This is a genomic window from Alishewanella sp. HL-SH05 (assembly GCF_052655985.1).
Genome location: NZ_CP199753.1, coordinates 553,188 through 579,648, shown reverse-complemented (window position 1 = coordinate 579,648; position 26,461 = coordinate 553,188). Strand labels below are relative to the sequence as shown.

General features: G+C 43.9%; 20 protein-coding genes. 9 read left to right on the top strand and 11 right to left on the bottom strand.

What is annotated here, in order from left to right; all coding sequences use genetic code 11:
- Nucleotides 1-9 precede the first annotated feature (9 nt).
- On the bottom strand, nucleotides 10-1,461 hold the full coding sequence (locus ACUJFL_RS02530; RefSeq protein WP_445428415.1) for an amidohydrolase family protein: 1,452 nt from the start codon (nucleotides 1,459-1,461) through the stop codon (nucleotides 10-12).
- A 205-nt stretch (nucleotides 1,462-1,666) separates the two neighbouring features.
- On the opposite strand from ACUJFL_RS02530, the gene ACUJFL_RS02525 reads away from it, so the two are divergent.
- The 5 genes from ACUJFL_RS02525 to ACUJFL_RS02505 all read left to right on the top strand — a co-directional run bounded on the left by ACUJFL_RS02525 (nucleotide 1,667) and on the right by ACUJFL_RS02505 (nucleotide 6,673).
- A complete protein-coding gene (locus ACUJFL_RS02525; RefSeq protein ID WP_226750440.1) occupies nucleotides 1,667-2,170 on the top strand; it encodes an RNA polymerase sigma factor in 504 nt (167 codons plus the stop codon).
- Entirely contained in the window at nucleotides 2,154-2,735 is a 582-nt protein-coding gene (locus tag ACUJFL_RS02520) for a hypothetical protein (RefSeq protein WP_445428414.1), read from the top strand. Before ACUJFL_RS02525 ends, ACUJFL_RS02520 begins: the two co-directional genes overlap by 17 nt.
- 422 nt (nucleotides 2,736-3,157) lie before the next feature.
- Nucleotides 3,158-4,186 (top strand): UDP-glucose--hexose-1-phosphate uridylyltransferase, encoded by a 1,029-nt coding sequence (locus tag ACUJFL_RS02515; RefSeq protein ID WP_445428413.1) that lies wholly within the window; start codon nucleotides 3,158-3,160, stop codon nucleotides 4,184-4,186.
- An 11-nt stretch (nucleotides 4,187-4,197) separates the two neighbouring features.
- On the top strand, nucleotides 4,198-5,343 hold the full coding sequence (gene galK, locus ACUJFL_RS02510) for a galactokinase (protein WP_445428412.1): 1,146 nt from the start codon (nucleotides 4,198-4,200) through the stop codon (nucleotides 5,341-5,343).
- Between the two features lie 28 nt (nucleotides 5,344-5,371).
- Nucleotides 5,372-6,673 carry an alpha/beta hydrolase family protein gene (locus tag ACUJFL_RS02505; RefSeq protein WP_445428411.1) on the top strand — a complete coding sequence of 434 codons (1,302 nt, stop codon included), beginning with the start codon at nucleotides 5,372-5,374 and terminating at the stop codon, nucleotides 6,671-6,673.
- An 8-nt stretch (nucleotides 6,674-6,681) separates the two neighbouring features.
- Here the strand turns inward: ACUJFL_RS02505 and ACUJFL_RS02500 are convergent, their stop codons facing one another.
- Nucleotides 6,682-7,608 (bottom strand): SMP-30/gluconolactonase/LRE family protein, encoded by a 927-nt coding sequence (locus ACUJFL_RS02500; protein WP_445428410.1) that lies wholly within the window; start codon nucleotides 7,606-7,608, stop codon nucleotides 6,682-6,684.
- Between the two features lie 178 nt (nucleotides 7,609-7,786).
- Here ACUJFL_RS02500 and glpK point away from each other — a divergent pair, with 178 nt between their 5' ends.
- Complete coding sequence (gene glpK, locus ACUJFL_RS02495; protein WP_445428409.1) at nucleotides 7,787-9,277, top strand: glycerol kinase GlpK; 1,491 nt, start codon at nucleotides 7,787-7,789, stop codon at nucleotides 9,275-9,277.
- 83 nt (nucleotides 9,278-9,360) lie between these two features.
- Complete coding sequence (gene glpD, locus ACUJFL_RS02490) at nucleotides 9,361-10,845, top strand: glycerol-3-phosphate dehydrogenase (protein WP_445428408.1); 1,485 nt, start codon at nucleotides 9,361-9,363, stop codon at nucleotides 10,843-10,845.
- A 13-nt stretch (nucleotides 10,846-10,858) separates the two neighbouring features.
- Here the strand turns inward: glpD and ACUJFL_RS02485 are convergent, their stop codons facing one another.
- Together ACUJFL_RS02485 and ACUJFL_RS02480 are read right to left on the bottom strand one after the other, a co-directional pair.
- Nucleotides 10,859-11,806 carry a 2-dehydro-3-deoxygalactonokinase gene (locus ACUJFL_RS02485; RefSeq protein ID WP_445429055.1) on the bottom strand — a complete coding sequence of 316 codons (948 nt, stop codon included), beginning with the start codon at nucleotides 11,804-11,806 and terminating at the stop codon, nucleotides 10,859-10,861.
- A gap of 6 nt (nucleotides 11,807-11,812) precedes the next feature.
- Nucleotides 11,813-12,571 carry an SDR family NAD(P)-dependent oxidoreductase gene (locus ACUJFL_RS02480; RefSeq protein WP_445428407.1) on the bottom strand — a complete coding sequence of 253 codons (759 nt, stop codon included), beginning with the start codon at nucleotides 12,569-12,571 and terminating at the stop codon, nucleotides 11,813-11,815.
- A gap of 183 nt (nucleotides 12,572-12,754) precedes the next feature.
- Here ACUJFL_RS02480 and ACUJFL_RS02475 point away from each other — a divergent pair, with 183 nt between their 5' ends.
- Complete coding sequence (locus ACUJFL_RS02475; RefSeq protein WP_445428406.1) at nucleotides 12,755-13,456, top strand: FadR/GntR family transcriptional regulator; 702 nt, start codon at nucleotides 12,755-12,757, stop codon at nucleotides 13,454-13,456.
- A gap of 44 nt (nucleotides 13,457-13,500) precedes the next feature.
- Here ACUJFL_RS02475 and ACUJFL_RS02470 read toward each other — a convergent pair whose 3' ends face one another.
- Nucleotides 13,501-15,633 (bottom strand): alpha-galactosidase, encoded by a 2,133-nt coding sequence (locus tag ACUJFL_RS02470; protein ID WP_445428405.1) that lies wholly within the window; start codon nucleotides 15,631-15,633, stop codon nucleotides 13,501-13,503.
- Between the two features lie 181 nt (nucleotides 15,634-15,814).
- Here ACUJFL_RS02470 and ACUJFL_RS02465 point away from each other — a divergent pair, with 181 nt between their 5' ends.
- On the top strand, nucleotides 15,815-17,770 hold the full coding sequence (locus ACUJFL_RS02465) for a beta-galactosidase (RefSeq protein WP_445428404.1): 1,956 nt from the start codon (nucleotides 15,815-15,817) through the stop codon (nucleotides 17,768-17,770).
- A 61-nt stretch (nucleotides 17,771-17,831) separates the two neighbouring features.
- Here the strand turns inward: ACUJFL_RS02465 and ACUJFL_RS02460 are convergent, their stop codons facing one another.
- The 6 genes from ACUJFL_RS02460 to ACUJFL_RS02435 all read right to left on the bottom strand — a co-directional run bounded on the left by ACUJFL_RS02460 (nucleotide 17,832) and on the right by ACUJFL_RS02435 (nucleotide 26,386).
- Nucleotides 17,832-19,289: an SLC5 family protein gene (locus tag ACUJFL_RS02460; protein ID WP_445428403.1), complete on the bottom strand. Its 1,458-nt coding sequence runs from the start codon at nucleotides 19,287-19,289 to the stop codon at nucleotides 17,832-17,834.
- Between the two features lie 66 nt (nucleotides 19,290-19,355).
- Nucleotides 19,356-20,090, bottom strand: a complete 735-nt coding sequence (locus ACUJFL_RS02455) for a SapC family protein (protein ID WP_445428402.1) — start codon at nucleotides 20,088-20,090, stop codon at nucleotides 19,356-19,358.
- A gap of 12 nt (nucleotides 20,091-20,102) precedes the next feature.
- On the bottom strand, nucleotides 20,103-21,626 hold the full coding sequence (locus tag ACUJFL_RS02450; RefSeq protein WP_445428401.1) for a tryptophan halogenase family protein: 1,524 nt from the start codon (nucleotides 21,624-21,626) through the stop codon (nucleotides 20,103-20,105).
- A gap of 134 nt (nucleotides 21,627-21,760) precedes the next feature.
- Complete coding sequence (locus ACUJFL_RS02445; RefSeq protein WP_445429054.1) at nucleotides 21,761-24,472, bottom strand: TonB-dependent receptor; 2,712 nt, start codon at nucleotides 24,470-24,472, stop codon at nucleotides 21,761-21,763.
- 223 nt (nucleotides 24,473-24,695) lie between these two features.
- A complete protein-coding gene (locus tag ACUJFL_RS02440) occupies nucleotides 24,696-25,700 on the bottom strand; it encodes an aldose epimerase family protein (RefSeq protein ID WP_445428400.1) in 1,005 nt (334 codons plus the stop codon).
- A 134-nt stretch (nucleotides 25,701-25,834) separates the two neighbouring features.
- Nucleotides 25,835-26,386, bottom strand: coding sequence for a histidine phosphatase family protein (locus tag ACUJFL_RS02435; RefSeq protein ID WP_445428399.1), 552 nt, complete (start codon nucleotides 26,384-26,386; stop codon nucleotides 25,835-25,837).
- Nucleotides 26,387-26,461 lie beyond the last annotated feature (75 nt).

Sequence of the window (26,461 nt, the reverse complement as noted above, 5' to 3'; positions counted from 1 at the left end):
TATAACTCCTTATTTTGTGGAAGTCGCCGCGATGTCGGCGGTAGGTAAAAATGGGTTAGCCGCGTTTTGTAACGAGGCCACAGTGTGCAGTTTGCCGCCTTGCACCACGCTCTTAATACGTTGTAATGCGCTTAAATCCTGCAAGGGGTTATCTGCTAACACGATAAAGTCTGCCGCATAGCCTGCACTCAACTGGCCAATCTCTTGGCCCAAACCCAAGTGGCGTGCTGCATCACTGGTGGTTAATTGCAGTACCTGCCAAGAGGTTAGGCCTGCTTGTTGATGTAATTGCATTTCACGCAATAAAAATGGGCCACTACTGACCGCATCGGTGCCCAGTAATAAAGGTACACCGGCTTCATACAGGCGGCGGATCAACTCCAGTACTTTGGGTAGTTGCTGTTGTGCAGCTGCGAAATCTTGCTCGGTCCAGTTGTATACCAACATGCCCATATTGGCGCGCCAGCTTTGCCGCACATCAGGATGCAATACGCTGAGCGCTTGCTCTGGATATAATTGGTTTGAATCCGCAAAGTGATAGAGCAATTCATTGAAGGTCGCAGTCAGACCCACCCGAATCTGTTTCTCAGCCAAAGTACGAAACAACCTTTGTAAGGCTGGGCTGTCAAAATCGACATACTCAAACCACTGATAAACATAGCGGGTGTCGTAAGGGTTCTTGCGCAGTGCTAAATACTCGGTACGCGCAGGCTCAGCTAACAACTCGGCACTAGTCGGTAAAGCATGCGTTAAGGCATCGATACCCAAATCGGCCGCATATTGCCAGCTCACGCCATCTAAATGCGCGATGGTTTTTAAGCCCGCCGCTTTTGCTAACTTAATGCCTTGTGCCAGTTCGGCTCGCGTTAAGCCCTGATATAACTTAATAAAGTTGACACCCAGTGCTTGCTGCCGTGCGATCTCGGTTTGCCAACTGGCCTCAGTACTCGGGTAAACTGAACCGCCAATAATGGGGGTTGGCTCAAACACTTCACCGGCGTATAGCATTCTAGGCCCTAGCCAAGCCCCCTGTTGCTGCTTGGCAACATAATGCGCATTGGCGGCCGCTTCACCGGCAGGATTAAAAATGGTGGTCACACCCGCCGCTAAGGTGGTTAAAGCATGGTACTGCGTAAGCTCTGGCGTGCCCGTCACCGCTAACACCGGTTGGCCGTTACGCATTTCTACCCGATGCGGCCCTGCGGTCATATGCAAATGAGCATCCACCAGCCCCGGCAACACATACTGCTGTTGTAAATCGATCTGCGTGACTGCGTTAGGTAACGCACCTTGCCCGGTTTGCACAATGCGCCCATCTGCGACTAACAACCAAGCATCACGGGTTTGTTGCTGTGTGGCCGGCTCGATGACCGTTGCATTGTGGTAAAGCACCGTTTCAGCCAGCACACTTTGACTCAGTAGTGCCGAAAACAATAACGGCTTGATAATATCCTTCCTCATTACGCGCTCCTGTTGTTGCGTGAGTCTTTTGTCGGTTATCTGTTAAGTCGTGCGAGTTGAAAAAACTGTTACAAAAAAAATTATTTTTATTTTTGTAACAGTTAGCACGTTGCGGCAGACTAGAACTAAAAATGGCTCACGCGCGATCAGGCGATGCAGAGCCGAATCATTTAAGGATAAGTCGCTATGGTTTTAGTAAGGCATTATGACTGTTGATCTCGCACTGCAACTTTGGCTGCAGTATCAAGCAGCAATTAGCCGCACCTTAATGAGCTATGAGGCCGATCCGTCTTTACGCCAAGATTTAGCACAAGAAGCCTATCTGGCCTTACATCGATCCGCAGAGAAATTAAGCCAAGTAGATAACAAACGCGCCTATTTGTTTCGAATTGTGCATAACGTAGTGGTCGACCATATCGCCGGCGCAACCCGCATGGCTTGGCAGCCGCTAGAAGAGCAGCATCTCAATGAGTTACAAAGCGACTGCCCCTCAGTGGCATTTTCCTCACAGCAACAAAACAATGTGTTGTTACAAGCCGTGCGGCAATTGGCACTATCCCATCGGCAAGTACTTACCTTGGCGATGGAAGATATTGATGAGAAAGAGATCGCCGATATTCTCGGCATCAGTTACGGTGCCGTGCGAGTAAGAATGAATCGCGCCAAAACGGCTTTACAGGAGATCTTGCAACATGCAACCGCCCTTTGATTTTAAGCAGCTCAGCAAAGCGTGGCAGCAACAACCAACGCAGCCACTGGCCACGGATTTACGTGCCGCAAAACGCCAGCAAAATTATCAACGTTGGCAATACTGGGCCGAACTCGCTGCTGCGGGGCTACTGCTAATAATGGGCAGCAGCCAATTGTTCGGTGAACGAACACTTTTGGATATGTTCGCAGCGCTATTTTTGTTTGCCGGCGCCATAAGTATCGTACTGACCAGCGTGAGCCTGCACCGCCCCTTACTCAATTATTCTGACTGGAGTAGCCAAGGCTTGCTGCTCTTTCGTTTAGAAAAATGCCGAAACACCGTGCGCTATTTGCGTTACAACCAATACAGTTGCTTAGCCTTGTTATTGTTTGTGATAACGCTATGGGGCCTAGCCTGGTGGCAGCCAGCGCAAGTACCAAACATCTTGCTACAAGTATATAGCTTCTTAGTGCTCCCAGGCTGCGCTATAGGTTGGTGGTTATTAGGCAGAAAACGGCAACAAGCCATAGCGAAACTGCATCATTTAGAGCGCTTGTATGAGGAGCTTTATGACGCAACATAAACTTTCTTAACAGACACGCCAAAGATTAAAGTGGCAATACAGACCGTTGCCACTCATCCCTAAATGCACATGAGTAAAATGTACTAAACACATCTTATGATTAGGGCTCATTCGCGTACCCATCCTCGCCTTTTCTCTAAATAAATGACTAAATATTAAAAAATAGACCAACAACTCGTCGCTCACCTCTGTAGGTGCTGCAAAGTGATTGCGCATTTTTATCATTTTATTCTGTAACTTAACTGTACAATTTGCTGAATCAACAGTTGACTTGAGCCTTACCTACCATTAATACTATTTATAGTATAAAATAAATTTTTCGTTTATGAGTTAATCAGATTTAATCTGAAGATAAATGCGCAAAATAATAAGGTCAAAAGCGTTATAGACCTCGTTCGCTGATCAAAGGCAGGAGTTACATCATGGACACTTTTGAATTTACGCACCGCAGGCGTAATCCTCTAACCGGTAAGTGGATTTTAGTTTCGCCGCATAGAAACAACCGCCCTTGGTTGGGGGCCACCGAAAGTGTTGCTAACGACACCTTAGCTGCACATGATCCGAGCTGCCCTTTGTGCCCAGGCAATACCCGCGCCAACGGTGAAGTTAATCCAGTGTATTCATATACCCATGTATTTAAAAATGATTTTGGGGCTTTAACCCAACAAGAAGTAAGTGAAGAGGCAAATGATCCTTTATTCGCTCACGAAACAACCTCAGGTGAATGCCGGGTGATGTGTTTCTCGCCTGAACATCACAAAACTTTACCAGAATTATCACTAACCGAGCTCACTGCCGTCATCGATACCTGGCAGCAGCAATATCTTGAGTTGGCCATGCAATATAAATGCATCCAAATATTTGAAAATAAAGGGGCAATTATGGGATGTTCTCAGCCCCACCCTCATGGACAAATTTGGGCTCACAATCATCTATCAACTGAAATTTCCACTGAAGATACCGAACAACGAGCGTACTTTCAGCAGCATGGCCGTAGTTTGTTAGCCGATTATGCACAACGAGAGCTTACCCAAAAAAGTCGAGTTGTCTTTGCCAATGCCCATTGGTTAGTAGTTGTGCCTTTTTGGGCAGCTTGGCCTTTTGAAACCTTACTGATCAGCTTAGACGACATTCAACATATTGGACAATTAAGCCAAGAGCAAAAAGAAACTCTAGCTGAGGCATTACAGATACTGACCATTAAGTACGACAATGTGTTTAATTGCAGCTTTCCCTATTCCATGGGTTGGCATAACGCCCCAACCGACAGCGAACAACCTTATTGGCGTTTACATGCTCACTTTTATCCTCCGCTATTACGCTCAGCTACCGTCAAAAAACATATGGTTGGCTACGAAATGTTAGGCGAAAGTCAGCGCGATTTAACCGCAGAAACCGCCGCACAGATCCTGCAAGCGGCCAGCGTTGAACATTACAAAAAGAACAAGTAAGGGACCATTAGATGGAATTCACGTTTTTAGCAGAGCAATTTTCCGCCATATATCATACTGCTGCTGAAGGTGTCGCTAGTGCACCTGGCCGAGTAAACCTGATTGGTGAACATACAGATTATAATGATGGTTTTGTTTTACCCTGTACTTTGAATTTCCGCACCAAGGTACTCTTCAAAGCAAGAGCCGATAATGTCATTAAGGTACATTCGTTAAATTACCCAGGTGAATCGGATTGTTTTAGTGTGGCAGAGCCCATTAAAGCAGGTCCTTCGCAATGGGGTAACTATGTCAGAGCCGTGGCCTTTGTGTTGCAACGCGCTGGACATAAATTGTGTGGCGCAGATTTACTGATTGAAAGTGATGTACCTCAAGGTGCGGGGCTCTCTTCTTCTGCTGCACTTGAAGTGGCCATTGGTGGCATGTTTAACAGTGTGGCTCAACTTAAACTAACTCCAACACAGCTCGCACTATTTGGCCAACAAGCCGAAAACGACTTTATGGACTGTCAGTGCGGTATTATGGATCAGTTAGTTTCGGCTAATGGCCAATCGCATCATGCGTTGTTAATTGATTGCCAAGATTTAAGCACACAATTGGTAGCGATGCCGACCAATTTAGTCGTGGTCATCATCAATTCTAATTACCCAAGAAAATTAGTAGACAGTGAATATAACCAGCGCCGTCTGGCTTGCGAAGCCGCTGCCAAAAAACTGGGCGTGAGCTCACTGCGTCAAACTACCTTAGATGCCGTTGAGCACAATACTTTACTTAGCGACGTTGAACGTAAACGCGCTCGGCATGTTGTCTCTGAAAATTTAAGGGTCATCGACGCGGTACAAGCTCTCCAAACTGGTGATCTGGCTAAGTTACGCACCTTAATGGCGCAATCGCATCAATCATTACACGGTGATTATGAAGTTACTGTTGCAGCAACCGATGGGCTGGTGAAATTAAGCCAACAGGCGTTAGGTGAGAATGGCGCTGCGCGAATGACCGGAGGTGGCTTTGGTGGCGCAATAGTTTGCCTCTGTTTGCCAGAATCTGTGGCAACGTTAAAAGATTCCGTGATACCGCAATATCAACAACAATTTGGGTTAGCTGCTGACTTGTATGTCTGTACTGCCGGTCAAGGCTTAGTCGTTCAATATTTCTAATATGTTTAAACGGATTTAGGAGAGACACATGCGTTTAGTCATTTGCACACTGATGATGAGCATATTTAGTATGACATCTTTCACGGCCTATAGCGCCACAGCTATTCCTGCAGAACAACTTTATGAATCTCGACCGGCCGATGTGCTACCGCAACTGGCAACAAAAGGTAAGTATGTCGTAGGCGTTACCACTCTAGATGTGGTTAATCCTGAACAATTTGACCCCATCACACAACAAACCAAGGATCGTAAGCTTCGCTTAGAAGTCTGGTATCCATCAGTTAACAAACCCTCTGATACTGCAGCTATTTATCAGGATATCACTCGAACAGGTAAACCCTTCGCGATTCAAGGTAGCGCTGCTCGTGATAGCGCCATCACTTCCACAGAACAATTTCCTCTCGTAGTGCTCTCACATGGTTACACTGGCTATCGTACTATTATGTTTTATTTAGGTGAGCACTTGGCTTCACATGGTTATGTCGTCGCAGCCATTGATCATACAGATTCAACGCATGCCGACGTCGATATCACCAAGGCCCCTTTTGCTGGATTTTTAAGTACCCTACTTAATCGCTCGCGCGACCAACACTTTGTTTTATCCTACTTTAAAGAAAATAACAGCGAACTACAGCGCGCGGTACAAGATGAACTTGCTGCAGTAATCGGTTTTTCAATGGGTGGTTATGGCGCGATTAACAGCGTAGGTGGCTGCTATAACTTTACCGCACAAACGGTAGCCGCTTTTACAGGTGTAACAGAAAGTAAGGCGCAAGCTCAGCTACAACAATTGCTTAATAGCTGTGCGGGTGGTCAATATGCAGATTATCAAGTGGACCCTAGCTGGAAAGCCGCTATTGCCATCGCACCATGGGGTGGCCAACATAAACTGTTCGCGCAAACTGCTTTAGCTAAAATGACTGTGCCTATGATGTATTTAGCCGGCGACTTAGATGACATCTCGGGTTATGCAGGTATTAAATGGCTGTTTAATGAAACCGGTAGCGCAGCGAAATACATGCTAACCTTTCATCATGCCCGTCATAATATTGCGCCACACCCTGCCCCAACAGCCGCAATGAGTAATGAGCTAGACATTGGCACCTATCATGAGGGTAGCTGGTCTATACAAACTATTAATGAGATCAATAAACATTTCACACTGGCGATGTTAGATTGCCATGTTAAAACTCTTGCGGAGCAATGTGCATTTTTAGCATTGTCACCCTCTGTAACCAATGCTGAGGGCAATGACAGTGGCTGGAAAGGTTTCCCGAAGCGTTTCGCAACAGGACTATCTTGGGAATACCAACAAGCTACAACCAAGTAATCACCCGACTATTTTGCCAGCCATGCCGCAGGCAGCTGGCAAAATACTTCCGGTATGCCTTTAATATTCTGCAGTTGATAGATAAAAAGATGACCCGCCAACGGCTGAGCAGCCAGTTGGCTCGCTGATAAGCCAAGTCGAGAACTGCTAACAATTAGCCAATCGAGTGCTGGACCACCAATAGCGACACTGGATGGCTGAGAAACAGGCAACTCTACCGATAATTGTGCTATGCCATCTGGCGCATAACGCACAACACGACCCGCGCCCCAGTGTGCGTTCCAAACATGGCCCATATGATCTACAGTTGAACCATCTGGATGCGCATTATCGGGTGTTTCAGCAAAATGCTGCGCTGCACCTAACTGACCAGTTTCAGGGCAAAATGCATATTGCTTAATGCAGTGTTTTGGTGAATCTGCATGATAGAGTGTCTTACCATCTGGGCTCCAACAAAGCCCATTAGAGATTTCGATTTGTTGTAATACGCTGATAGCCTGGCCATTAGCGTTAAGTTGATAAAGCTCGGCCTGTTGCTGGGCCATATTGGCATCTTCAACCATAGTACCGGCCCAAAAACGCCCTTGCCGATCGGTACGACCATCATTAAAACGCAAACCCAGCATATTTTGTGGTTTGTCTAACCATTTAATCGCGGCGGTGTCTGGGTTAAATAATGCAAAACCAGAGGCAAACGCAGCTATTATCCGATAATCAGATGTGCCAGAAGTCTTTAAAAAAGCAAAGCTGCCAATACGTTCAGGTAAAGCGTATCGAGTTAACTGCGCAGACGCGGGTTGGTAACGCAACAATTCTGCCTGCTCAATATCAATCCAATAAATGGCTTGTTCTAAACCATGCCATAACACATTCTCACCAAGCGTATTTTGGCAATCAATAACCTTGACTAATTCAACTACAATTTGTTCTGACACCCTGTATACCCTTTTTCTATAATATTCTTATAGTTAGTTAGCCAGACTATGCTAACAGTTTTCCGGAATGTCTGCTGCTGTACTGCATATTAATAACTTAAACAGAAAAATAGGGTTGCCAAAACTACTGCAAAACGGCAATCTAGTCATATTATATGATAATTAAAAAGGTGACGCGATGACTCACTATCTTCTGGCCATTGATCAAGGCACCACCAGCTCTCGTGCGGTATTATTTAATACTGACGGTAAACCACTTGCTTCAGAAAGTGAAACATTTTCCCAACACTATCCACAAAATGGTTGGGTAGAACATGATCCCAATGATTTATGGCAAAGTGTATTGCGCTGCTGCCAAAAACTTATTGCAAAACAGAATATTGATTCAAAACATATTCTGGCGATTGGCATTACCAATCAACGTGAAACCACTTTAGTTTGGGAAAAAAACAGCGGTAAACCGCTTTATAATGCCATTGTTTGGCAGGACCGCCGCACCACACCCTTTTGCGAAGCTTTAATCAGCGACGAGATTTCACAACTGATTGCGGATAAAACGGGTTTACTATTAGATCCTTACTTTTCAGCCACCAAAATTCGTTGGATCTTAGACAACGTGCCTGGTGCCAGAGCACAAGCAGAACGCGGCGAGTTAGCTTTTGGTACAGTAGATAGCTATTTGCTGTGGCATTTAACCGCAGGCGAGATGCATCGTACTGATGCCACCAATGCTTCACGTACCATGCTATTCAATATCCATAGCCAACAATGGGATGAAGATCTCTTACGTTTATTTGATATACCCGCCAGCATGCTACCAGAAGTATTGGATAGCGCCGCCTTCTTTGGCAAAACTGACGCGCAGTTACTGGGTGCTGCAATAACGATTGGTGGGATGGCCGGTGATCAACAAGCCGCTCTATTTGGCCATGCCTGTTTCCAACAGGGTATGGCCAAAAGTACCTATGGCACGGGTTGTTTCTTAATGTTAAATACTGGCGAAACAGCGCTGAAATCGCATAACCGCTTGCTCACGACAGTGGCTTATCGCTTAAATGGTAAGGTGACCTATGCGATTGAAGGCAGTATTTTTATGGCTGGCGCCACCATGCAATGGATTGTTGAAGGCTTAAAATTATTAAGACATGCAGGTGAAAGTGAGGCTATGGTTAAAGATGTACCATTAGACCACGGTGTATTTTTGGTTCCCTCTTTTACTGGCTTAGGCGCGCCCTATTGGGATCCGAATGCCAGAGGCGCCATATTGGGACTCACTCGAGACTCAGGTATTGATACCATAGTGGCAGCGGCGCTTCAGTCTGTTGGATATCAGACAAAGGATTTACAAAAAGCGATGGAAAAAGATGGGCTGAGACCAACAGTTTTACGCGTTGACGGCGGTATGGTAAAAAACAATTGGGTACTGAGTTTTCTTGCTGATATTTTAGGCGCTGTGGTAGAACGCCCAGAAGTAACCGAAACCACTTCACTTGGCGCTGCCTACTTAGCGGGCCTGCAATGTGGCGTTTTTGACTCATTAGAGGATTTAGCGCAACTATGGCAATGTGAAAGACGCTTTGAACCCAAACTTGATGCGGCCGCTCGTAATTGTTTATATGCCAAGTGGCAACATGCGGTGGCGCAAGTTCGCTTGCAGACTCCCACTTAGCAAGATGATAAATTGATCCACAACCTATACAATCTCATATATACTATTTGTATGATAATTAGCGAGAGCGGAGGAAGGGATTAATGCAGGTTGATTTGCTGGTAATTGGTGGTGGGGTAAATGGAACCGGTGTTGCACATGATGCAGCAGGTCGAGGTTTAAGCGTATTTCTGTGCGAGCAAACCGATTTAGCTGCGGCAACGTCATCTAACAGCAGCAAATTAATTCATGGTGGTTTACGTTATTTAGAGCATTATGAGTTTCGACTGGTGCGCGAGGCTTTAGCTGAGCGTGAAGTTTTATTACAAAATGCGCCACATATCATGTGGCCCTTAACCTTCCGTTTACCGCATCAAGCACATTTAAGACCTGTATGGATGATTCGTTTGGGCTTATTCTTTTATGACCACTTAGCTAAACGCAAAAAGCTGCATGGTTCGCGTAAAATTCAATTTAATGAAAGCAGTCCACTTGAAACAAATATCCATGTTGGATTTGAATATGCTGATGGCTGGGTCGATGATGCTCGCTTAGTGGTATTAAATGCGATGGCAGCACAAAAGCAGGGTGCGGTTATCAAAACTCACACGCGTTGTATCAAAGCTGAAAGACAAGACAAAGCTTGGCTTGTGACGCTTCGCGATGAAAAAACCCAAAAAACTTTTCAGGTGCACGCTAAAGCGGTGGTCAATGCGGCTGGCCCATGGGTAAGTCAGTTGTTTGATGAGACCTTTACCGAGGCCAGCCCACAACATATTCGCTTGATCAAAGGCAGCCACATTGTTGTACCCCGCCTACATGATCAACCTCAGGCTTATATTCTGCAAAATGCGGATAAACGCATTGTTTTTGTTATTCCTTATGAAGATAAGTTTTCTTTAATTGGCACCACGGATGTCGAATACGTTGGCGATCCACGCCATGTTGCTATCGACCAACAAGAAATAAATTATCTTTTAGCTATTGCTAATCAATACTTTAAACGCAAAATTACCGCCGAGGATATTGTTCACAGCTATTCCGGTGTTCGCCCGTTACTCGATGACGAATCTGACTCAGCGCAGAGCGTTACTAGAGATTACAAACTGGAAATATCAGACAGAGCCAATTGTTTACCACTTATTTCAGTATTTGGTGGCAAAATTACGACCTATCGCAAACTAGCTGAAGCAGTTGTGAACAAACTTAAGCCCTATTTCCCAAAGCAGGGCCCGAGCTGGACAGCTAACTCAGCTTTACCTGGAGGCGATTTTAGCGATACTCCACAATTAACGGCGCAGCTTCAGCAACAGTATCCGTGGCTAGACCAAAATTTGTGTCATCGCTTTGCGCGCACTTATGGCACGCTTTGCCACAAAATTTTGACCGATAAACACTCTATCACCGATCTGGGTATGCGTTTTACCCCCGAGCTGTGGCAAGCCGAAGTGGATTATCTCATTCAGAATGAGTGGGCAATATCGGTAGACGATATTTTATGGCGAAGAACCAAGTTAGGTTTAGTGACACCACAAGCAGCGGTAACTGAGTTGGCTAATTATCTTAAGCACCATCCTGCGCTAGCCTAAACCCTGCCGTTGATTAGACTAAATTAGTCTGGTCAGCGGCGATAAAGCCAAAACCAGCTAATGCTACATCTTGCTCAGCTATCAAGGTACTGCTTTTACCTGCAGCAGCCAATGCATTGGCGTATGCTTGCTGTAACTGGCCGGTACCAATCAGCACGACAGGTTTATTCTGGCAAGACGCCGTTTCAATTGACTGCATAATCGTTTTAATATCAGCGCCGATTAATAAGCCGGATAGGTAGTTTCTTGCTGTTGCAGCATTGCATTGAGTGAAAAGCTGCTTGGTGCGCACACTGAATAACGAGTGCACTAAGCTTTCAGGGCTATCTGCTAAAGAGCGTGTACAACCTTCCAAAAAACCACTTGTATCATCAGTCGGCAACGCAGCCAGAGGCGGCAATAAAATACTGTGCTGAATGACAATGTCAAATAATTCACCGGTAATCGCAGTTTTAAACCAATGGACTTTGCCATAATCTAAAATCACCCATTTGCAATGCGTACCAGGTAAACAAATAAGATGCTGCCCTTGCTGATAGTGTGGATAACGTTTTAATAAACCAAGCAATTGCAATTCTTCGCCGCGCATAGTGTCATCTTGGCCATCCGCCGATTGATAACGCAAACCGGGAGTGATATGAAGCGTGAGTTCGTCCACTTTAACACTGACCATGGCGGGTTTAATCGCTTGTGGCGACACGGGACAATTCAAGTAGTCGGTTTCAAACCAACCAATACTAGAGGAGATTTGTCCCGCCATTAATACAGGTAACTGACCAAATTGCTGAATAAAAGGAGCGATAACAGCAGATAAAGTGGCTGGAAAACTGGTTTGGACTTTTTTTACGCCGGGCCCGGCGGCGCTTGCTAACAACTGCACTTCGCCTTGTGCACTAAACTCGCAACAATAGGCTCTTAAACGCGTTGTTCCCCAATCTACCGCAATAAAACGCTTTAACACCAACAACTACACCCTCCCAGCATCAATACTTATTGCTTGCCCCGTAATTAAGGCGCTTTGCTCAGATGCTAAAAACAGTGCAAGATTGGCGACATCAGCAGGGCTTATAAATTTTTTCAACGATACAGCATCCAGCCAACGTTGCTGCTCTTCTGCGGTAAACCAACTGGCAAGTTGGCGATCCGTTGCCACCCAGCCGGGTAAAATGGCATTAACACGAATGGCATCCACGCCAAAATCTTTAGCCAGTGCTTTAGTCATGCCAATTAACCCCGCCTTCGCCGTAACATAACCTGCCATATTAGGCTGCCCGGTAAGAGCATTAATCGAACTAAAATTGATAATAGAACCTGCTTGCTGCGCTTGCATAAAAGGATAAGCCGCTTGTGCTGCAAAAAATGCAGAATCTAGATTGACGTGCATACAACTTTGCCACTCAGCAACAGTCACTTCATTACTTAGATGACGTTTATCATTGGCAACATTATTAATTAAAACGGATAAGGTACCGAAATGCGTGGCAGCAGCAGCCACTGCTTGCTTTAATGCATTTAAGTCAGTGACATCCACACAACGGAACCAAAGTTGCTCTGGCGGATACCCAGCTAAAAGACTAGATGCAGCCTCTTGATTTAAATCAATAAAAGCGACTTTTGCACCTTGCTTCAAGAAGGCTTTAACCATGGCTGCGCCAATGCCTGTTGCACCACCGGTTATAAACACCACTTTTTGCTTAAGACACTGATATTCAACTGTATCTGACACCACCAACGCTCCTGAATGCTCAAGATAAATCGAAATTGCAATTAATATAACAGGTCTTTACAAAACCTCTGCAGCCTTACGTTATAAAAAAGATAAAAACGGCTTGCCATACAAAAAATGTATATCATAAATAGTTGTACTTTAATATGATATATTACATTAATAAACATCAGGTATCCGCAGATGAAGAATGCTCCAAGACAGAACTTAACACATCAACTGACGAATGATTTAGGTTTAGCTATTGTCAAAGGCACCTACCCTGTCGGTACAGGGTTACCCTCTGAAGCAGAATTATGCATCGAGTATGATGTCAGCCGCAGTTCTACTCGTGAAGCAGTAAAGATGCTTTCGGCCAAAGGATTAATCTCATCTCGGCCTAAACAAGGTATTAGAGTGTTACCTGAAAGCAACTGGAACATGTTTGATACTGATGTACTACGTTGGATTTTAAGCAGTAAACCGTCCTTGGCATTACTGAAAGAATTTACACAAGTACGAGTAGCATTAGAACCTCAAGCGGCTGCACTGGCTTCGGTAACCGCCAGCTATAGGCAATTAGAAGATATTGAAAAAGCGTTAGCGCGTATGGTTGAGGCTGAGCAAGGGCTGGATGACCCTCTAGAAGCGGATATTGCTTTTCATACTAGCGTGCTTGTTGCCAGTAATAATCGATTTTTCTTACAATTAACTGAATTTATCAGTACCGCTTTGCGCGTAAGTATACGTTACACCAATAAAATAAAAGGCGTGCCCGGTGCCGATGTGCAAAAGCATGCGGACATTCTTAACACCATCAAATCACGTAATCCTGAGCGCGCTAAAAAAGCAGTAGAAGCGATTTTAGATGAAGCGTTGGAGCTAATTGAATCTAAACTCGAATAAACAATCCGCCTAAATGGCGGTTTGTTTATTCCTGTATATGCGGTTTATATCGCATTTAAAGCAAAAATTAAGCTTGTTTGCGGTAGCGTGATCGGTAATTGCATCCCCTGCTGCATCAATGATGCACCACTAAAAGACTGCAACTGAATATTACCTAACAGTGATGGGGTATGCTCTTTCAGTTGTGTCGGCCACAGCAGTTTAAACTGGTACATTTTATTGGCATCTAAGCCAACAAAGCGCAACCGTTTCGGCAAGGTTCTGCCACTTTCTATCACACTGTTGTACGCAAACAAGCCTTGTGTTTGTTGTTGATTCACCAAACCAAAATTAATTGAAAGACCATCACCGTCCATACGATGTAAACGTGCGTTATGGATAAAATTGCGATACTCTTTATGCAAATCAATAGCCGCTTTGAGCGTTTGCTTTTCAGGTTCAGTCAACTCGCGAGGATCCATTTCAATCCCCATATGACCAAAAAAGGCTACTGCCGCACGCATATCCATGCTGATGCGTCGTCCGGTAATATGACAATCACGTGGACCAACATGGGCCCCCATGACATCAGAAGGAAAAAAGAATGAACAGCCTCGCTGAATCGCCAAGCGGTCTAATGCATCATTAGAATCTGAAGTCCAAACACGGTCGGTATAACCTAGCACGCCGTAATCTATTCTTGCGCCCCCAGAAGAACAACTTTCGATCTCTAATCCAGGGTTAGCAGCTTTAATACGAGCAATTAATTGATATAAGGCCAAAGTTTGCCGATGAATCGCGGGTTTTCCATTGGCATCACCAGGGTGGTTCAAATCGCGGTTAATATCCCATTTAATGTATTTAATCGCCGGGTATTCCTGCAAAATAGCTTGAATGGAAGAATACAAATAATCCGTGACTTCAGTTCGCGTTAAATCAAGCACTAACTGATTACGAAATTGTAATTGGCTATTATTTTTGGTACTTAAAATCCAATCTGGATGCTGGCGATATAAGTCACTATCAGGATTAACCATTTCGGGTTCAAACCAAATACCAAACTCCATCCCTAATTTATTAACATGCGTTATCAAAGGCTGTAACCCATCGGGGTACACCGTCTTATCAACTACCCAGTCCCCTAAGCCTGCTCGATCATTACGGCGCCCTTTAAACCAACCATCATCTAGCACAAAGCGCTCAACACCTAACTCCGCAACATTTTCTGCCAATTGCTTTAATGTATCGACGTCATGCTCAAAGTAAATACCTTCCCAGGTGTTGTAATGCACAGGGCGTGGTTTCTGTCGTTGCGCTGAACTTAACAAATGTGCACGCACAAACTGATGAAAATTTGCTGATAATGCACTAAAACCGTTTGGCGAATAAGAGGTGAATAACGTTGGGCTTTGATAGCTTGCTTGCGGTGCTAAAGACAACTCACCCGGCAATAACAACTCACCCATTTGCAAGTAACAACGCCCCTCCGCTAATAACTCGACCCGAGTGCGGTGATTGCCTGACCAGCCTAAGTGAAAACCGTAACACTCCCCAGCTTGCTCGTTAGTATTAGCTTGGTGCACTAACACGCCTGGAAAGTTATCATGTGAGGTTTTACCTTTACGGTTTTCACGAAAATAAGAGCCTAAATACAGATCGAGCCGATGCTGCTGAAACTCATTCGACCAACGGCCTTCAAAACCAGTAACCTGTGTCAAATGATCCGGCAGTAGCAAGGTTGGTGCAGCGCACCAATTTAATTGCACGGCTTTAGGTCCTAAGTTGGTAATAGCAGACGCAGCTGCAAGTACATTAGAGGCAAAATCTAGTGCAAAAGTGTGCACTATTTGTAATTGACGGAGCTGATCAACACTTGTGAGTACAACGGTATCTGGCTTAGAGAAACTCACATCAACGAGTTCCGGCCCAAAAGACCAAGCAATATCATCATCGTGCAACTCAATGCCAGGCGAACCAGTAAAACCTTCAGCACTTAGGGGTGATAAGGATATCGGCGCCTCAACAACCACAGAGCATTTGGCTTCTTGCCGCTGAACTAAAGCTTTTAAACTAACGGGATCTGTCTCAGCAGTGAGTTTTTTACCAAAATATAACAAGCCAGGCGTCTTGCCTGTACAGTCTAAGATTAGCGTGAGTAATTCACTTTCTAATCGCACAAACGCAGGTAGCGAGCTCATAAACACGTCCTTAAAATGGAATTTTGTGTCAACAATAGGGCAATTTCTTTGTTAGACAGTTACAGCAAATAATAATAGTATATATCATACAATATACGGTTTTTTCGATAAGCATACAATACAGTTTTATGTAACTGACAATCAAAAAAACCATTACTCGTAAAAACCCAAGGAGCACGTTATGTTAGGTGTTTGTTATTATCCAGAGCACTGGCCAGAATCAATGTGGGCAGAAGATGCTAAAGAAATGGCTGAGCTGGGATTAAAGTACGTCAGAATTGGCGAATTTGCTTGGTCTCGTATTGAATCTGCACCTGGAGTATTCCATTTCGATTGGTTAGATCGTGCCATTGATACCCTTGCTGCCGCAGGTCTGCAAGTCATTATGTGCACGCCTACTGCCACTCCCCCTAAATGGTTAATCGATTTATATCCGGATATTTTACCCGTCGATGTCAAAACAGGCACAGTTCGAGGCTTTGGCTCTCGCCGCCACTATGATTTTTCTAGCGAAAATTTTTTTCGCGAGGCCATGCGCATTACGGAAGTACTCGGACAACGTTATGGTAAACATCCCGCTATTTGTGGTTGGCAAACGGACAATGAGATCGCTTGCCATGATACCACTCACAGTTATTCAACCAATGCTCGTAGCGCTTTTCAACAATGGTGCCGCCAACAATATGGTGATGTGAGCAACTTGAATACCGCTTGGGGCAACGTCTTTTGGTCGATGGAATACCAAAACTTTGAGCAAATTGAATTACCCTACTTAGCCGTTACTGAAACGAACCCATCGCATAATTTAGCTTATCGCCGTTTTAGCTCTGATCAGGTCATTCGTTTTCACAATGCCATGATTGCGATTTTACGCCAACACGCCCCCGATCGTTTTATCACTCATAACTTCATTCCGATGAGTGATACCCAAACCGACAACGCAATGTTGGCGAAAGAATTAGACTTTGTGAGTTACGACAACTACCCTCTGGGTCGTACAGATTTATTTTTTGCCGATGCGTCTACAGCTGATTTTAAACGCTATATGCGAACAGGACATCCTGACTACAGCAGCTATGCATTTGATCAAAGTCGTGGCATCAGTAACGCGCCATTTTGGATCATGGAACAACAACCCGGCCCAGTAAATTGGGCTCGGCATAACCCCAGGCCTGAAGCGGGCATGGTTCGTCTATGGTCGTGGCAAGCCTTCGCCCATGGCGCAGCCACTGTTTGCTTCTTCCGCTGGAGGCAGGTACCGTTTGCACAAGAGCAGATGCATGCAGGGTTAAAGCGAGCGGATAACTCACCGGCTACGGCCTTTGCCGAAATTGAAACCTTATTTAAAGAATTACAACAACTGCCAGATTTAGCGTCGCATGACGTTAAAGCCTCAGTTGCAATAGTAACGGAAACTACAGCACAGTGGGTAACCGAAATAGAACGTCAAGGCGACAGCTATAATCAACAGCAAGTTGAATTCTCCTACTACAGTGCCTTACGTAAATTAGGTATCACCGTAGATTTTATCGGTCAAGATAGTGATCTAAGCCAATATAAATTAGTCATTGCTCCGTGTTTACCCATTGTCCAGCCGTCATTTATTGAACGTTGCCAAGCCAGCTCAGCAACCTTAGTTTTTGGCCCACGCAGCGGTGCTAAAACATCAGAGTTGACGCTCGCCCCCAATTTGGGCCCTGGGTTACTGCAGCAATTAATACCGGTAAAAGTACTCAGTGTAGAAACAACTCGTCCTGATTGTTTTGATGCTCTGCAATTTGCAGGTAAAACATACCAAAGTGCACGTTGGCGCGAAGAATTATCTGAGCATAGCGAACTGACTACGGTTGCACACTACCATGACGACAGTGCAGCCATTGTTCGTTATAATAATTGCTATTATGTAGGTACGTTGACTTGCGATGCATTACTAGAAGACTTGTTTACTGAACTGGCAAAGCAGCAAGGAATAGAAACCATTAGGCTAAGTGCTGATTTACGCCTAGCCCGTCGCGGCCAACTGAACTTTATTTTTAACTATAGCGCAGAGCCGGTAACGTTAAACTTACCAAAGAACACTCGCTTTATTGTCGGTTCAGATCAGATTAAACCGTTTGATGTAGTTATTTGCCACTAAAAAACAGGGTATCTGCCCAGTGCCGATACCCTGAAACCACCCACACGGAGAGAAACCTGCTTTAAGACACTTCACCTTCAGTAACAATTCGTCCTGACCACTGTGTTTTATTTTTGAAAACGAGCTTATTCATCACTAGTGCAACAAGAATACAGCTAAATAGTGTAATTGGCATGACATGAATATAGTGCCAGGTCACATAAATTGGCGAAAACGAGAAAGTTAAACCGCCATAAAACAACACACCAAAAATTACCGCAGCAATCGCCGCTCTAGCATCAACATTTTTAAACAATAAACCCACAACAAAAATAGATAAAATAGGCATACTTAATAAGCCATTTAATTGTTGTAGTAAATTGATAATACTCTCCGCTTGCTGATAAATAGGCACTAATACTAAAGTCAGCGAGGTGAGTAGAACCGTTACCACACCACTTAACTTCACTACATTGGGTGTCTTTTGAAAGTAAGCTTCGTGAATATCGCAGACGTACAAGGCAGTTGCGGAATTCAGTAAGCTGTTATAAGTTGATAATACCGCTGCAGCAATGGCCGCTGCGAAAACGCCAGTCAACCAACCCGGCATTAAATCCCCCACAATACGACCGTAAGCGGCATCACCAATCTGCCCATAAAGTTTATAAGAGACAATCCCGGGAATAACCACGATGGCCGGTACAATCAGTAGTCTGATTCCAGCAGCCACCAAAACACCTTTTTGAGCTTCTTTTACATTAGGTGCCGCCATGGCTCGTTGTGTAATAGTCTGGTTCGTTCCCCAATAATACACTTGTATTAGCAGCATACCGGTGAAGAGTGTCTGCCAAGGGATCGGCGAATCAGCCGAGCCAATTAAGGTTAAACGTTCTGCTGGTATACCAGAGAAATCAAAGTCGATAGCCATTAATGCTAAGAACACAACTAAAATGGCCATACCCAATACCAAAACTCCGTTGTAAGTATCAGAAACCGCTACGGCTCTTAAACCACCAAAAAAAGCATACATTGCGCCAACAATGGCGAAAATCACTGAGATAAATTGAATGGAAACGTCGACTTTAAACATGGTTTGCATAAAAAGCGCACCAGAATAAATAACGGCAGGCATATAAATTAAAGCATTCCCAAGAAAAAATAACCCGCCTATTACCGCGCGAATATGGATATTATTATAGCGTTTTTCTAAAAGCTCCGTTGTAGTGGTACATTTATAGCGATAGTAAACCGGTAAAAAAACCTTAGCTAAAATGATTAAGCCAACGACAGCAGCAAGCTCCCACCAAACTAATAAAGCCATTTGGTTACCATTCATACCAACCAACTGATCGGTACTTAAATTGGTAAGCGTTATCGAGCCGGCAACAAAAATCCATGTCAAACCACCACCGGCTAAAAAAAACTCTTTATTCTGACTATTTTGATGTCTATTTTGGCCACGACACTTTAAATAGGTTAGTAAACCGATTAAAGCGGAAACAAAAACAAACACCGCCAGTTGGATCTGGTTATTCATCATGTCAATTTTCTATCCTGTTTAACTTGTCTAATAAACCTCTCTTTGGAGGCTCAAACAAAAGAAAAATTATTTATTAATCGCCAGCTTGATATTTTTAATCATAAAACTAGGATGTTTTTTATTGTGTTTATTAATTAGTTTATTCAGTTGCAAGATAGAGGTCAGCATTACATGTATTGGCACTAACATTCCTTGCTGTTGTAGTGAATATAATTCATCAGCAGTTAACTGCTGTAAACGGTCTTCATTAATCGTAAATAATCCTTGGATCCGCTGCTCTTCAGTTGAGAAATGAAGAATCAACTCAATTGGCTGTATTAATTTTAAGGACTCTAAAACCTTGCAAAATTGATGTGTTAAATACTCTTGTTGTAAATCGGTTTCCAGCAATTGCGTTTTGCGCTTTAATTCAGTAGTGGGCTGTGCCGCTTCATCAAATAGAGCTGCACCTTGAGTGAGATTTAACTCATTCTTAAAAATACCAACTTGACTTACTCCATTCTCAGATCCAGGCATTAAACACAACGGATAAGTTTGCAAGGCCATTGGGGTATACGTTGCTAACCAATGGTGCTGCTCTACCCAAAGATTGTTTTCAACTTGTACACTGCATAAAGCAGAAATTGCCCATTGCCCATATGGCGTTTTACTTAAGAAAATGGGTAAGTCACACGCAAGCTGGGCAATCTCTGTCACACGTAAATTAATTAAGTGTTGTTTAGCCGCAAAAATTATCGCTTGCTGCTCAGAAATACAAACTGACTGGTGTTGCACCGGATCAAGTGCAATGATGTTTGACATCCTTCGTCCTTATTAATAGGTTTGTTGTAACCATTGTTCGATATATTGACGATGCGGTGGCAAGGTTCCCAACATCTGCGTTGTGAGCTGCTGACTTTTTTTCAAAATCTGAGCAGCTTGCTGATTTTGCTGATAAAGGTAAGCTTGGCGACTGAAGTCAGGTTTAAAGCCCATGCCATACATGACATATTGATAACTCGCGGCAGGAAATAACTCTAAAGGCCCTTGGAAATCTTGTGTTGTTGGCCCTCGACTACGCCATAACTGCAAATCCTCTTGCAAACTAATCGGTAAGGTTGCAGGGTCAAGATGCGCTTGCCAATAAGGCTCTGGTCTTTGGGTAAGAAGATAATGTAGCTTTAAAAAGTCGATAATACGTTGCCAGCGATATCCCATTTGTTGATTGAACCGCTTGGCAACCACCGGCATATCAGCAGTATCTGCGGGTAGATTATCCGCCACAAAACGTGCAGATAACTCAACCAGCATAATCGCAGTCGCCTCAAGTGGCTCAACAAAACCAGCAGACATACCAATCGCCACACAGTTGTTAGCCCAAAACTTCGCGCGATGGCCAGATTGATAGCTTATTTTCCGTGCGCTTAAATTTTTTGCGGCAGCACCAACGTATTGACGTAAATTATACTCAGCTTCATCATCACTTAAAAAACGACTGGAATAAACATGGCCTACCCCTCGGCGATGCGTTAAACCAATGTCCCAAATCCATCCGGCATTTTGAGCTGTAGCAATAGTATGGCAAGCAACCGGGCTATCAGCGGAAGCATAAGGTACATGCATAGCAAGTGCGCTGTCATTAAACAATAAATGCTCAATTGAATTAAAGGGCACCTCTAAGGCTTTCCCCAAAAGCAACGAGGCAAAACCTGTGCAATCGATATATAAATCTGCCGATAAAGGCATGGGTTCATTCTTAAAAAACAAACCAGAAATATTACCAGCGTCATCTCGGGTACAATGGTCAAGCGTGGCTATTCTATGCTGAACACCAAGCTTTTCTTTGCAGTGCTCTTTGAGCATTTCTGCAAATTCACCAGCATCTAAATGATAAGCATAATTACATTGTCCCTGATATTCGCTGTCAGCTAATGTTCTTGGAGCTAAACCGGCTTCACAAATATGATGTTGGAAGTTTGTATCTGGTGCAAAGTCTCTGATATCGTCAACGTACGGAGCGAGATCAATCCGACCATAACCCAAAGGCACAGTAAAAGGATGGTAGTAAAAATCACCATCGCCTGTTACCCAATTAACAAACTTACCTCCCTGCTTAAATACGGCATGACACCTTTTAAAGAAATCACGCTCTTTTAAGCCAATCTGCTGCAGAGTACCTCGCATAGTCGGCCAAGTGCCTTCTCCCACCCCAATCGTGGGGATATCAGAAGATTCCACCAAGGTTACCGCAACACCCGCAGCAGAATAACTTTGATGTTGGGCGGCAATGATGGCTGCAGATAGCCAGCCAGCTGTACCACCACCCACAATCACAATATGTTTAATCGGTTTATCCATAATAATTCTCTGCAATAGAAACTGATGATTTTATTGCAACTCGTTAAATTTACCATTCGAATAAAATATCATGCTTTCGATAGTAAATAAGATGGCAGAACAACTGCCACCTTGAAACGCTTTAACAACAACCGTTAGAATTTACCGCGGATCCCCACTGCATAACGTGAGCCATTATCTTCCAATGAGTAAAGTTGGTTTTCAAAACGACCTGTTTGACGTAACTCTTCACCAGTAACGTTTATACCTTCAAAGAAAAATGTCAGGTACTCGTTAAAGTCATAGCTCGCACTCACATCCCATTGACCAAACCGTTCAGTGTTTACAGGCTCACCATTGAAACCATTATCGATCGCTCTTAAAAATGCCTCGCGGTTGTTAAAGGCTACACGTGCTTGCCACGGCCCTTGTTCATAGAAAACCACTAAGTTTTGCGAATCACCCAGCCCCTCTAAAGCAAAGCGTGTAGCGCTATCTGCGGTTAAACTGATATTACTATCAACTACCGTGGCATTTGCTGAGAAACCAAAGCCATTATCAAACAGATGCGTTAACGAAATTTCATAGCCGGTAATCCGTGCAGATTCACCGTTTTGTGGGCGTGAAACACGATATTGCTCAGAAGCGCCGTTTAATTCATCTGTTGTACCAACAACAGCACTAGAACAAAGGGCTGAATTAGCCGTACTACAGTTAAAATCTGGACCGGTTCGGCTAGTCATGTTAAACGTTTCCGTTCCCGTTAACGTAATAATAAAATCTTCAACTTCTTTGTTAAACACCGCAACGCTGAACAAGTTAGCGTCGTTGTAATACCACTCATAAGAAATATCCCAGTTAGTCGCTCTAAACGGCTTCAATGCTGGGTTACCACCACTTGCGGTTAAATTCTGACGGCGTGGCTCATTAAAGTTTGTGGCAGGCGATAACTGCGACATTGTTGGCCGCGTTATGGTGTCGTAACTTGCAAAGCGCAGAACCATATCATCAGCAATACCAAACTTAACGTTTACGGTAGGCAATAAATTCGCATAACTGGTGCCTTGCTCGATATCGGTAGCTGGTCCAAATACGTTAGCAAATAACGTTGCATCTGAAGTAGGAACCACGTCTGTTACAAAGCTTTGTACTGCAGCTACAGAAACATCGGTAGAAGCATAACGAGCCCCCACATTAACGGTCATTGGCATTTCACCTAAATCATATACCAAGGTGAAATCCATATATAAGCTGGTAATGTCTTCGTTGATACGATAACGGTTATTTTGCAAGGTAGGAACAATTGGGTTGCCACTCTGTGCGAGGAAATCCAACATCAGATCGCCATCATAAGTGTAAAAGGTATCAATTAAACCAGGGAAATAGTTTTTAGCAGTATAAGGGCGGAAGTTAATCGCAGATAAAGGCGCTGGCGTACCATAACCACAGAATGCACACTGCGATCCTTGAATTTGGAAACTGGCTTTTTCACGCTCTTGGCGATACATACCAAACTGGGCTTTTTCAAAAAAGGTACTATCTGGGGTATAAACAAAATCTGCTTTAAACTCTAGAATTTCATCTTCATTGCTAAAGTTTAAACCACGATCGTTATAGTGCAATCTGGCCCGATTCGCATCAGGTAAACTGCCATTAACAAAACCATCATGACTAACAGTAGGTACGCTACCTGTGCCATCAAATGTGTAATTATTGATCATACCGACAACGTTAAAACGATCGCGTCCAGCCATATCGTCTTCTGCTGTAGATTTTGAAATATCAAAATCAACTTTTAATTGTTCATTAATACGATATTCAACGTTTAAGCCAATAGCTTCTGTCGTGCTAAAGCGTGAATTTCGTGTTGTAGATACAAAGTCTGTTGCCGGATCACCACTACCTTGATGCAAACCGATTTCTTGGGTAAAACGCAATAAAGTACCAGTAGCGGGATCGACAGTAGCACTCCCTACGCGGTCTGGCTCAAACCATGACGCCAAATCCGTCACACTTGAATCCACTTCAAACTTAGACATTAAACCATCAAGCGTAATGGTGATGTCATCAGAAGGCGCGTATTGTAAGACGAGGCTCGCATTTGTGCGTGATCGGTCTTGCTCATCAACTATTTGATCCCAGTTACGTGGAATATAAACGTTAGTAGCTAAAATACCATCGCGTACGTTAGAAATGGTTTGTCCACCGCGCCAACCTGCAGTATTGATTTGGTTAATTTGTACTTGACGCTCTTGTTGGCTAACAGCCACCAATACACCGAGTTTTTCATCCATAAACGTGTTAGAAACGAGTACTGACACTGATGGTGAAGTTTCTTCAGAAAGACTTTCATACATCGCCTTAACTGAACCTACAACTTGAAAACCCGTGTAATCAAAAGGGCGGGCTGTAGATACGTTGATAGTACCGCCAATGCCGCCCTCTTGAAGCGTTGCCGTAGTCGATTTAAAAACATCGGCACCGGTAATTTGTTCTGCAGCGAGGACGTCAAAGTTAAAAGCACGCCCAGCAGTATCGGTTGCCATTTGTCGACCATTAACTAATACGGTGTTAAATTGCGGTCCAAAACCACGAATAGTGACAGCTTGTCCTTCACCACCACTACGGTCTATTGAAACGCCAGTAATTCGTTGTAAAGACTCTGCTACGTTAAGATCAGGAAACTTACCTAAATCTTCAGCCCGAATACCATCAGACACAACCGTTGCGGTTTGCTTATCGACCATTGAGCTGCGCAGGCTACTTCTAATACCTTTAATTGCGATAACTTCAACATTGTCGTCGGCATTTGTTGTATCGGCTTGTTGAGCTATTGCATGACCTGATGTTGCTAAAATGGTGGTAATAGCAACGCTGAGTGCGGCTTGCTTAAAATATAATTTCGATTGTTGATTTTTCACTTGCTGTCTCCCTGTCTACCTGTTTTTTTATTTAGCTTCATTTTTAATTAGCCTATTTATCTTATAAATACATTAGTTGTGATTATATTTCAACCTTTTTACTCGGTCGTTTTAAATACTCATGACAAATCTGAAAAATATATTGACGCAAAAAAGTGCTCAGCCCTTTTTAAGCATCTAAAAAAGAAAACTGATAACAAATACGTTGTTGATATTTTTCACCTGCGGTAAGTTTTGCCGAAGGGAAATGCACTTGATTTGGGGCGTCGGGCCAATGTTGCGCCTCTAAACAAAGCCCTGTTTGAGCATTAAGAGAGCCACTTAAATAGTTACCGGTATAAAACTGCAAGCCAGGTTGAGTGGTAAAGAGTGCCATTTTTATCCCTGATTTTACTGACCAGAGCTCTGCGACAGGCTCCTGTAAATCTCGCTCTGCTGCAAAAATGAAAAAATGATCAAAACCGCGGGCAGAACTCAACTGCGGATCGGTTTTAGCTAGCCCAGCACCAATTAATGCCGAGTCTCTAAAATCAAATACGGTATTATCAACAGCGTTAATATTACCGGTGGGTAAACCTGTAGCATCACAAGGAAGAAAAGTTGCCGCGTTAATCTTCAACATGTGATCCGTTATATGTGAATGCTCAGCATTTAAATTAAAATAACAATGGTTAGTTAAGCTGATTACAGTATCTGCATCTGACATCGCTTCAAAAAACAACTCAACTTGCAAACCCGTCAATTTGATAAACAACATAACAGAGACTTCACCCGGAAAACCGTTTTCTCCGTCTGGTGAAACATAAGACAAAACACATTCGGAATCACTACGCCTCAAGCATTGCCAAAGACGATGACTAAACCCTTCTGCCCCACCGTGCAATGCGTGCTCAGCTTGGCCTTTATCAAGCAAAATTGTTTGACCATTTAGTTCAAAAACACCACCACCGATCCGGTTCGCGTAACGCCCGATAGTTGAACCAAGATAAAAAGGATTATTTAAATACTCAGTTAGCTCAGGATATTGCAATGTAACGCTCTGACCTTTAACGGAAATGGATTTAATGGTCGCACCATAAGGCAAAACATCTACCTGCAACCCTTCGGGAGAGATTAGCGTTATAACTTCCAAATTAGCGTCTAACTGCTGCATGATAACCTTATACATCTGCATTACAAAAACACCATATATAAAGTAGTATTTATCACACAAATAAACAAGCATTTATGCTGTTACTTGATCGCCTAACTTTTAAAACAAGCTTAAGAAGAGCTAATTTATAAGAACAATTAAGCTAGCAACTTAAATTATGGGGCAACACGCGCTAACACCTTCGCGGGCTGACTCAGCGGCAGGGCGATTATCGCGGCTTCGGCTGATTGCGGAAAAATACCAGTGAGTTCGGTGAAATTGACTTGATGGGTGACTAAAACGGTCGGTTGCGTGACGGTACTGCTGGCAAAATACTCTATTAAAGCTGCAGTTTGCTGGTTACGACTACCGCGACCAGCGAAAAAAGAATTGAGTATCGGTAATGGCTTCACCTCGCCTACCGCCATATAAGATGCGGTGTCTAAACAACGACACCACTGACTACTATAAACGCTGATCTGAGCAGTAGTCCGTTGCCGCAAACGTTGCCCCCAAACCACCGCCTGCTGCTGTCCTTGGCTATTGAGGTTACGCTGCGTACTGCAATCTGCCAGCTGAAAATTAGCTGGATCGCCAATACCTGGCGCAAGGGCATGGCGCATCACTAACAGTGCTTTACCCTTTTGCCAAGCCTGCCAAGCGGCCTCGGTATCTGCCAACACGTTAGCACTGAACAACAGCAATATCAGCCATTTGACAAGTTTCATTAGAGTATCCTTTTCGGGGCGACACATCTTAGTTGCAAGCCATGACGCATGCTGCATAACCCTTGTTCACAACAC

What these genes read in the sequence shown, in the direction of transcription:
- ACUJFL_RS02530 (WP_445428415.1), bottom strand. Translation starts at nt 1,461, where the DNA reads ATGAGGAAGGATATTATCAAGCCGTTATTGTTTTCGGCACTACTGAGT.
- ACUJFL_RS02525 (WP_226750440.1), top strand. Translation starts at nt 1,667, where the DNA reads ATGACTGTTGATCTCGCACTGCAACTTTGGCTGCAGTATCAAGCAGCA.
- ACUJFL_RS02520 (WP_445428414.1), top strand. Translation starts at nt 2,154, where the DNA reads ATGCAACCGCCCTTTGATTTTAAGCAGCTCAGCAAAGCGTGGCAGCAA.
- ACUJFL_RS02515 (WP_445428413.1), top strand. Translation starts at nt 3,158, where the DNA reads ATGGACACTTTTGAATTTACGCACCGCAGGCGTAATCCTCTAACCGGT.
- galK (WP_445428412.1), top strand. Translation starts at nt 4,198, where the DNA reads ATGGAATTCACGTTTTTAGCAGAGCAATTTTCCGCCATATATCATACT.
- ACUJFL_RS02505 (WP_445428411.1), top strand. Translation starts at nt 5,372, where the DNA reads ATGCGTTTAGTCATTTGCACACTGATGATGAGCATATTTAGTATGACA.
- glpK (WP_445428409.1), top strand. Translation starts at nt 7,787, where the DNA reads ATGACTCACTATCTTCTGGCCATTGATCAAGGCACCACCAGCTCTCGT.
- glpD (WP_445428408.1), top strand. Translation starts at nt 9,361, where the DNA reads ATGCAGGTTGATTTGCTGGTAATTGGTGGTGGGGTAAATGGAACCGGT.
- ACUJFL_RS02475 (WP_445428406.1), top strand. Translation starts at nt 12,755, where the DNA reads ATGAAGAATGCTCCAAGACAGAACTTAACACATCAACTGACGAATGAT.
- ACUJFL_RS02470 (WP_445428405.1), bottom strand. Translation starts at nt 15,633, where the DNA reads ATGAGCTCGCTACCTGCGTTTGTGCGATTAGAAAGTGAATTACTCACG.
- ACUJFL_RS02465 (WP_445428404.1), top strand. Translation starts at nt 15,815, where the DNA reads ATGTTAGGTGTTTGTTATTATCCAGAGCACTGGCCAGAATCAATGTGG.
- ACUJFL_RS02460 (WP_445428403.1), bottom strand. Translation starts at nt 19,289, where the DNA reads ATGATGAATAACCAGATCCAACTGGCGGTGTTTGTTTTTGTTTCCGCT.
- ACUJFL_RS02455 (WP_445428402.1), bottom strand. Translation starts at nt 20,090, where the DNA reads ATGTCAAACATCATTGCACTTGATCCGGTGCAACACCAGTCAGTTTGT.
- ACUJFL_RS02450 (WP_445428401.1), bottom strand. Translation starts at nt 21,626, where the DNA reads ATGGATAAACCGATTAAACATATTGTGATTGTGGGTGGTGGTACAGCT.
- ACUJFL_RS02440 (WP_445428400.1), bottom strand. Translation starts at nt 25,700, where the DNA reads ATGCAGATGTATAAGGTTATCATGCAGCAGTTAGACGCTAATTTGGAA.
- ACUJFL_RS02435 (WP_445428399.1), bottom strand. Translation starts at nt 26,386, where the DNA reads ATGAAACTTGTCAAATGGCTGATATTGCTGTTGTTCAGTGCTAACGTG.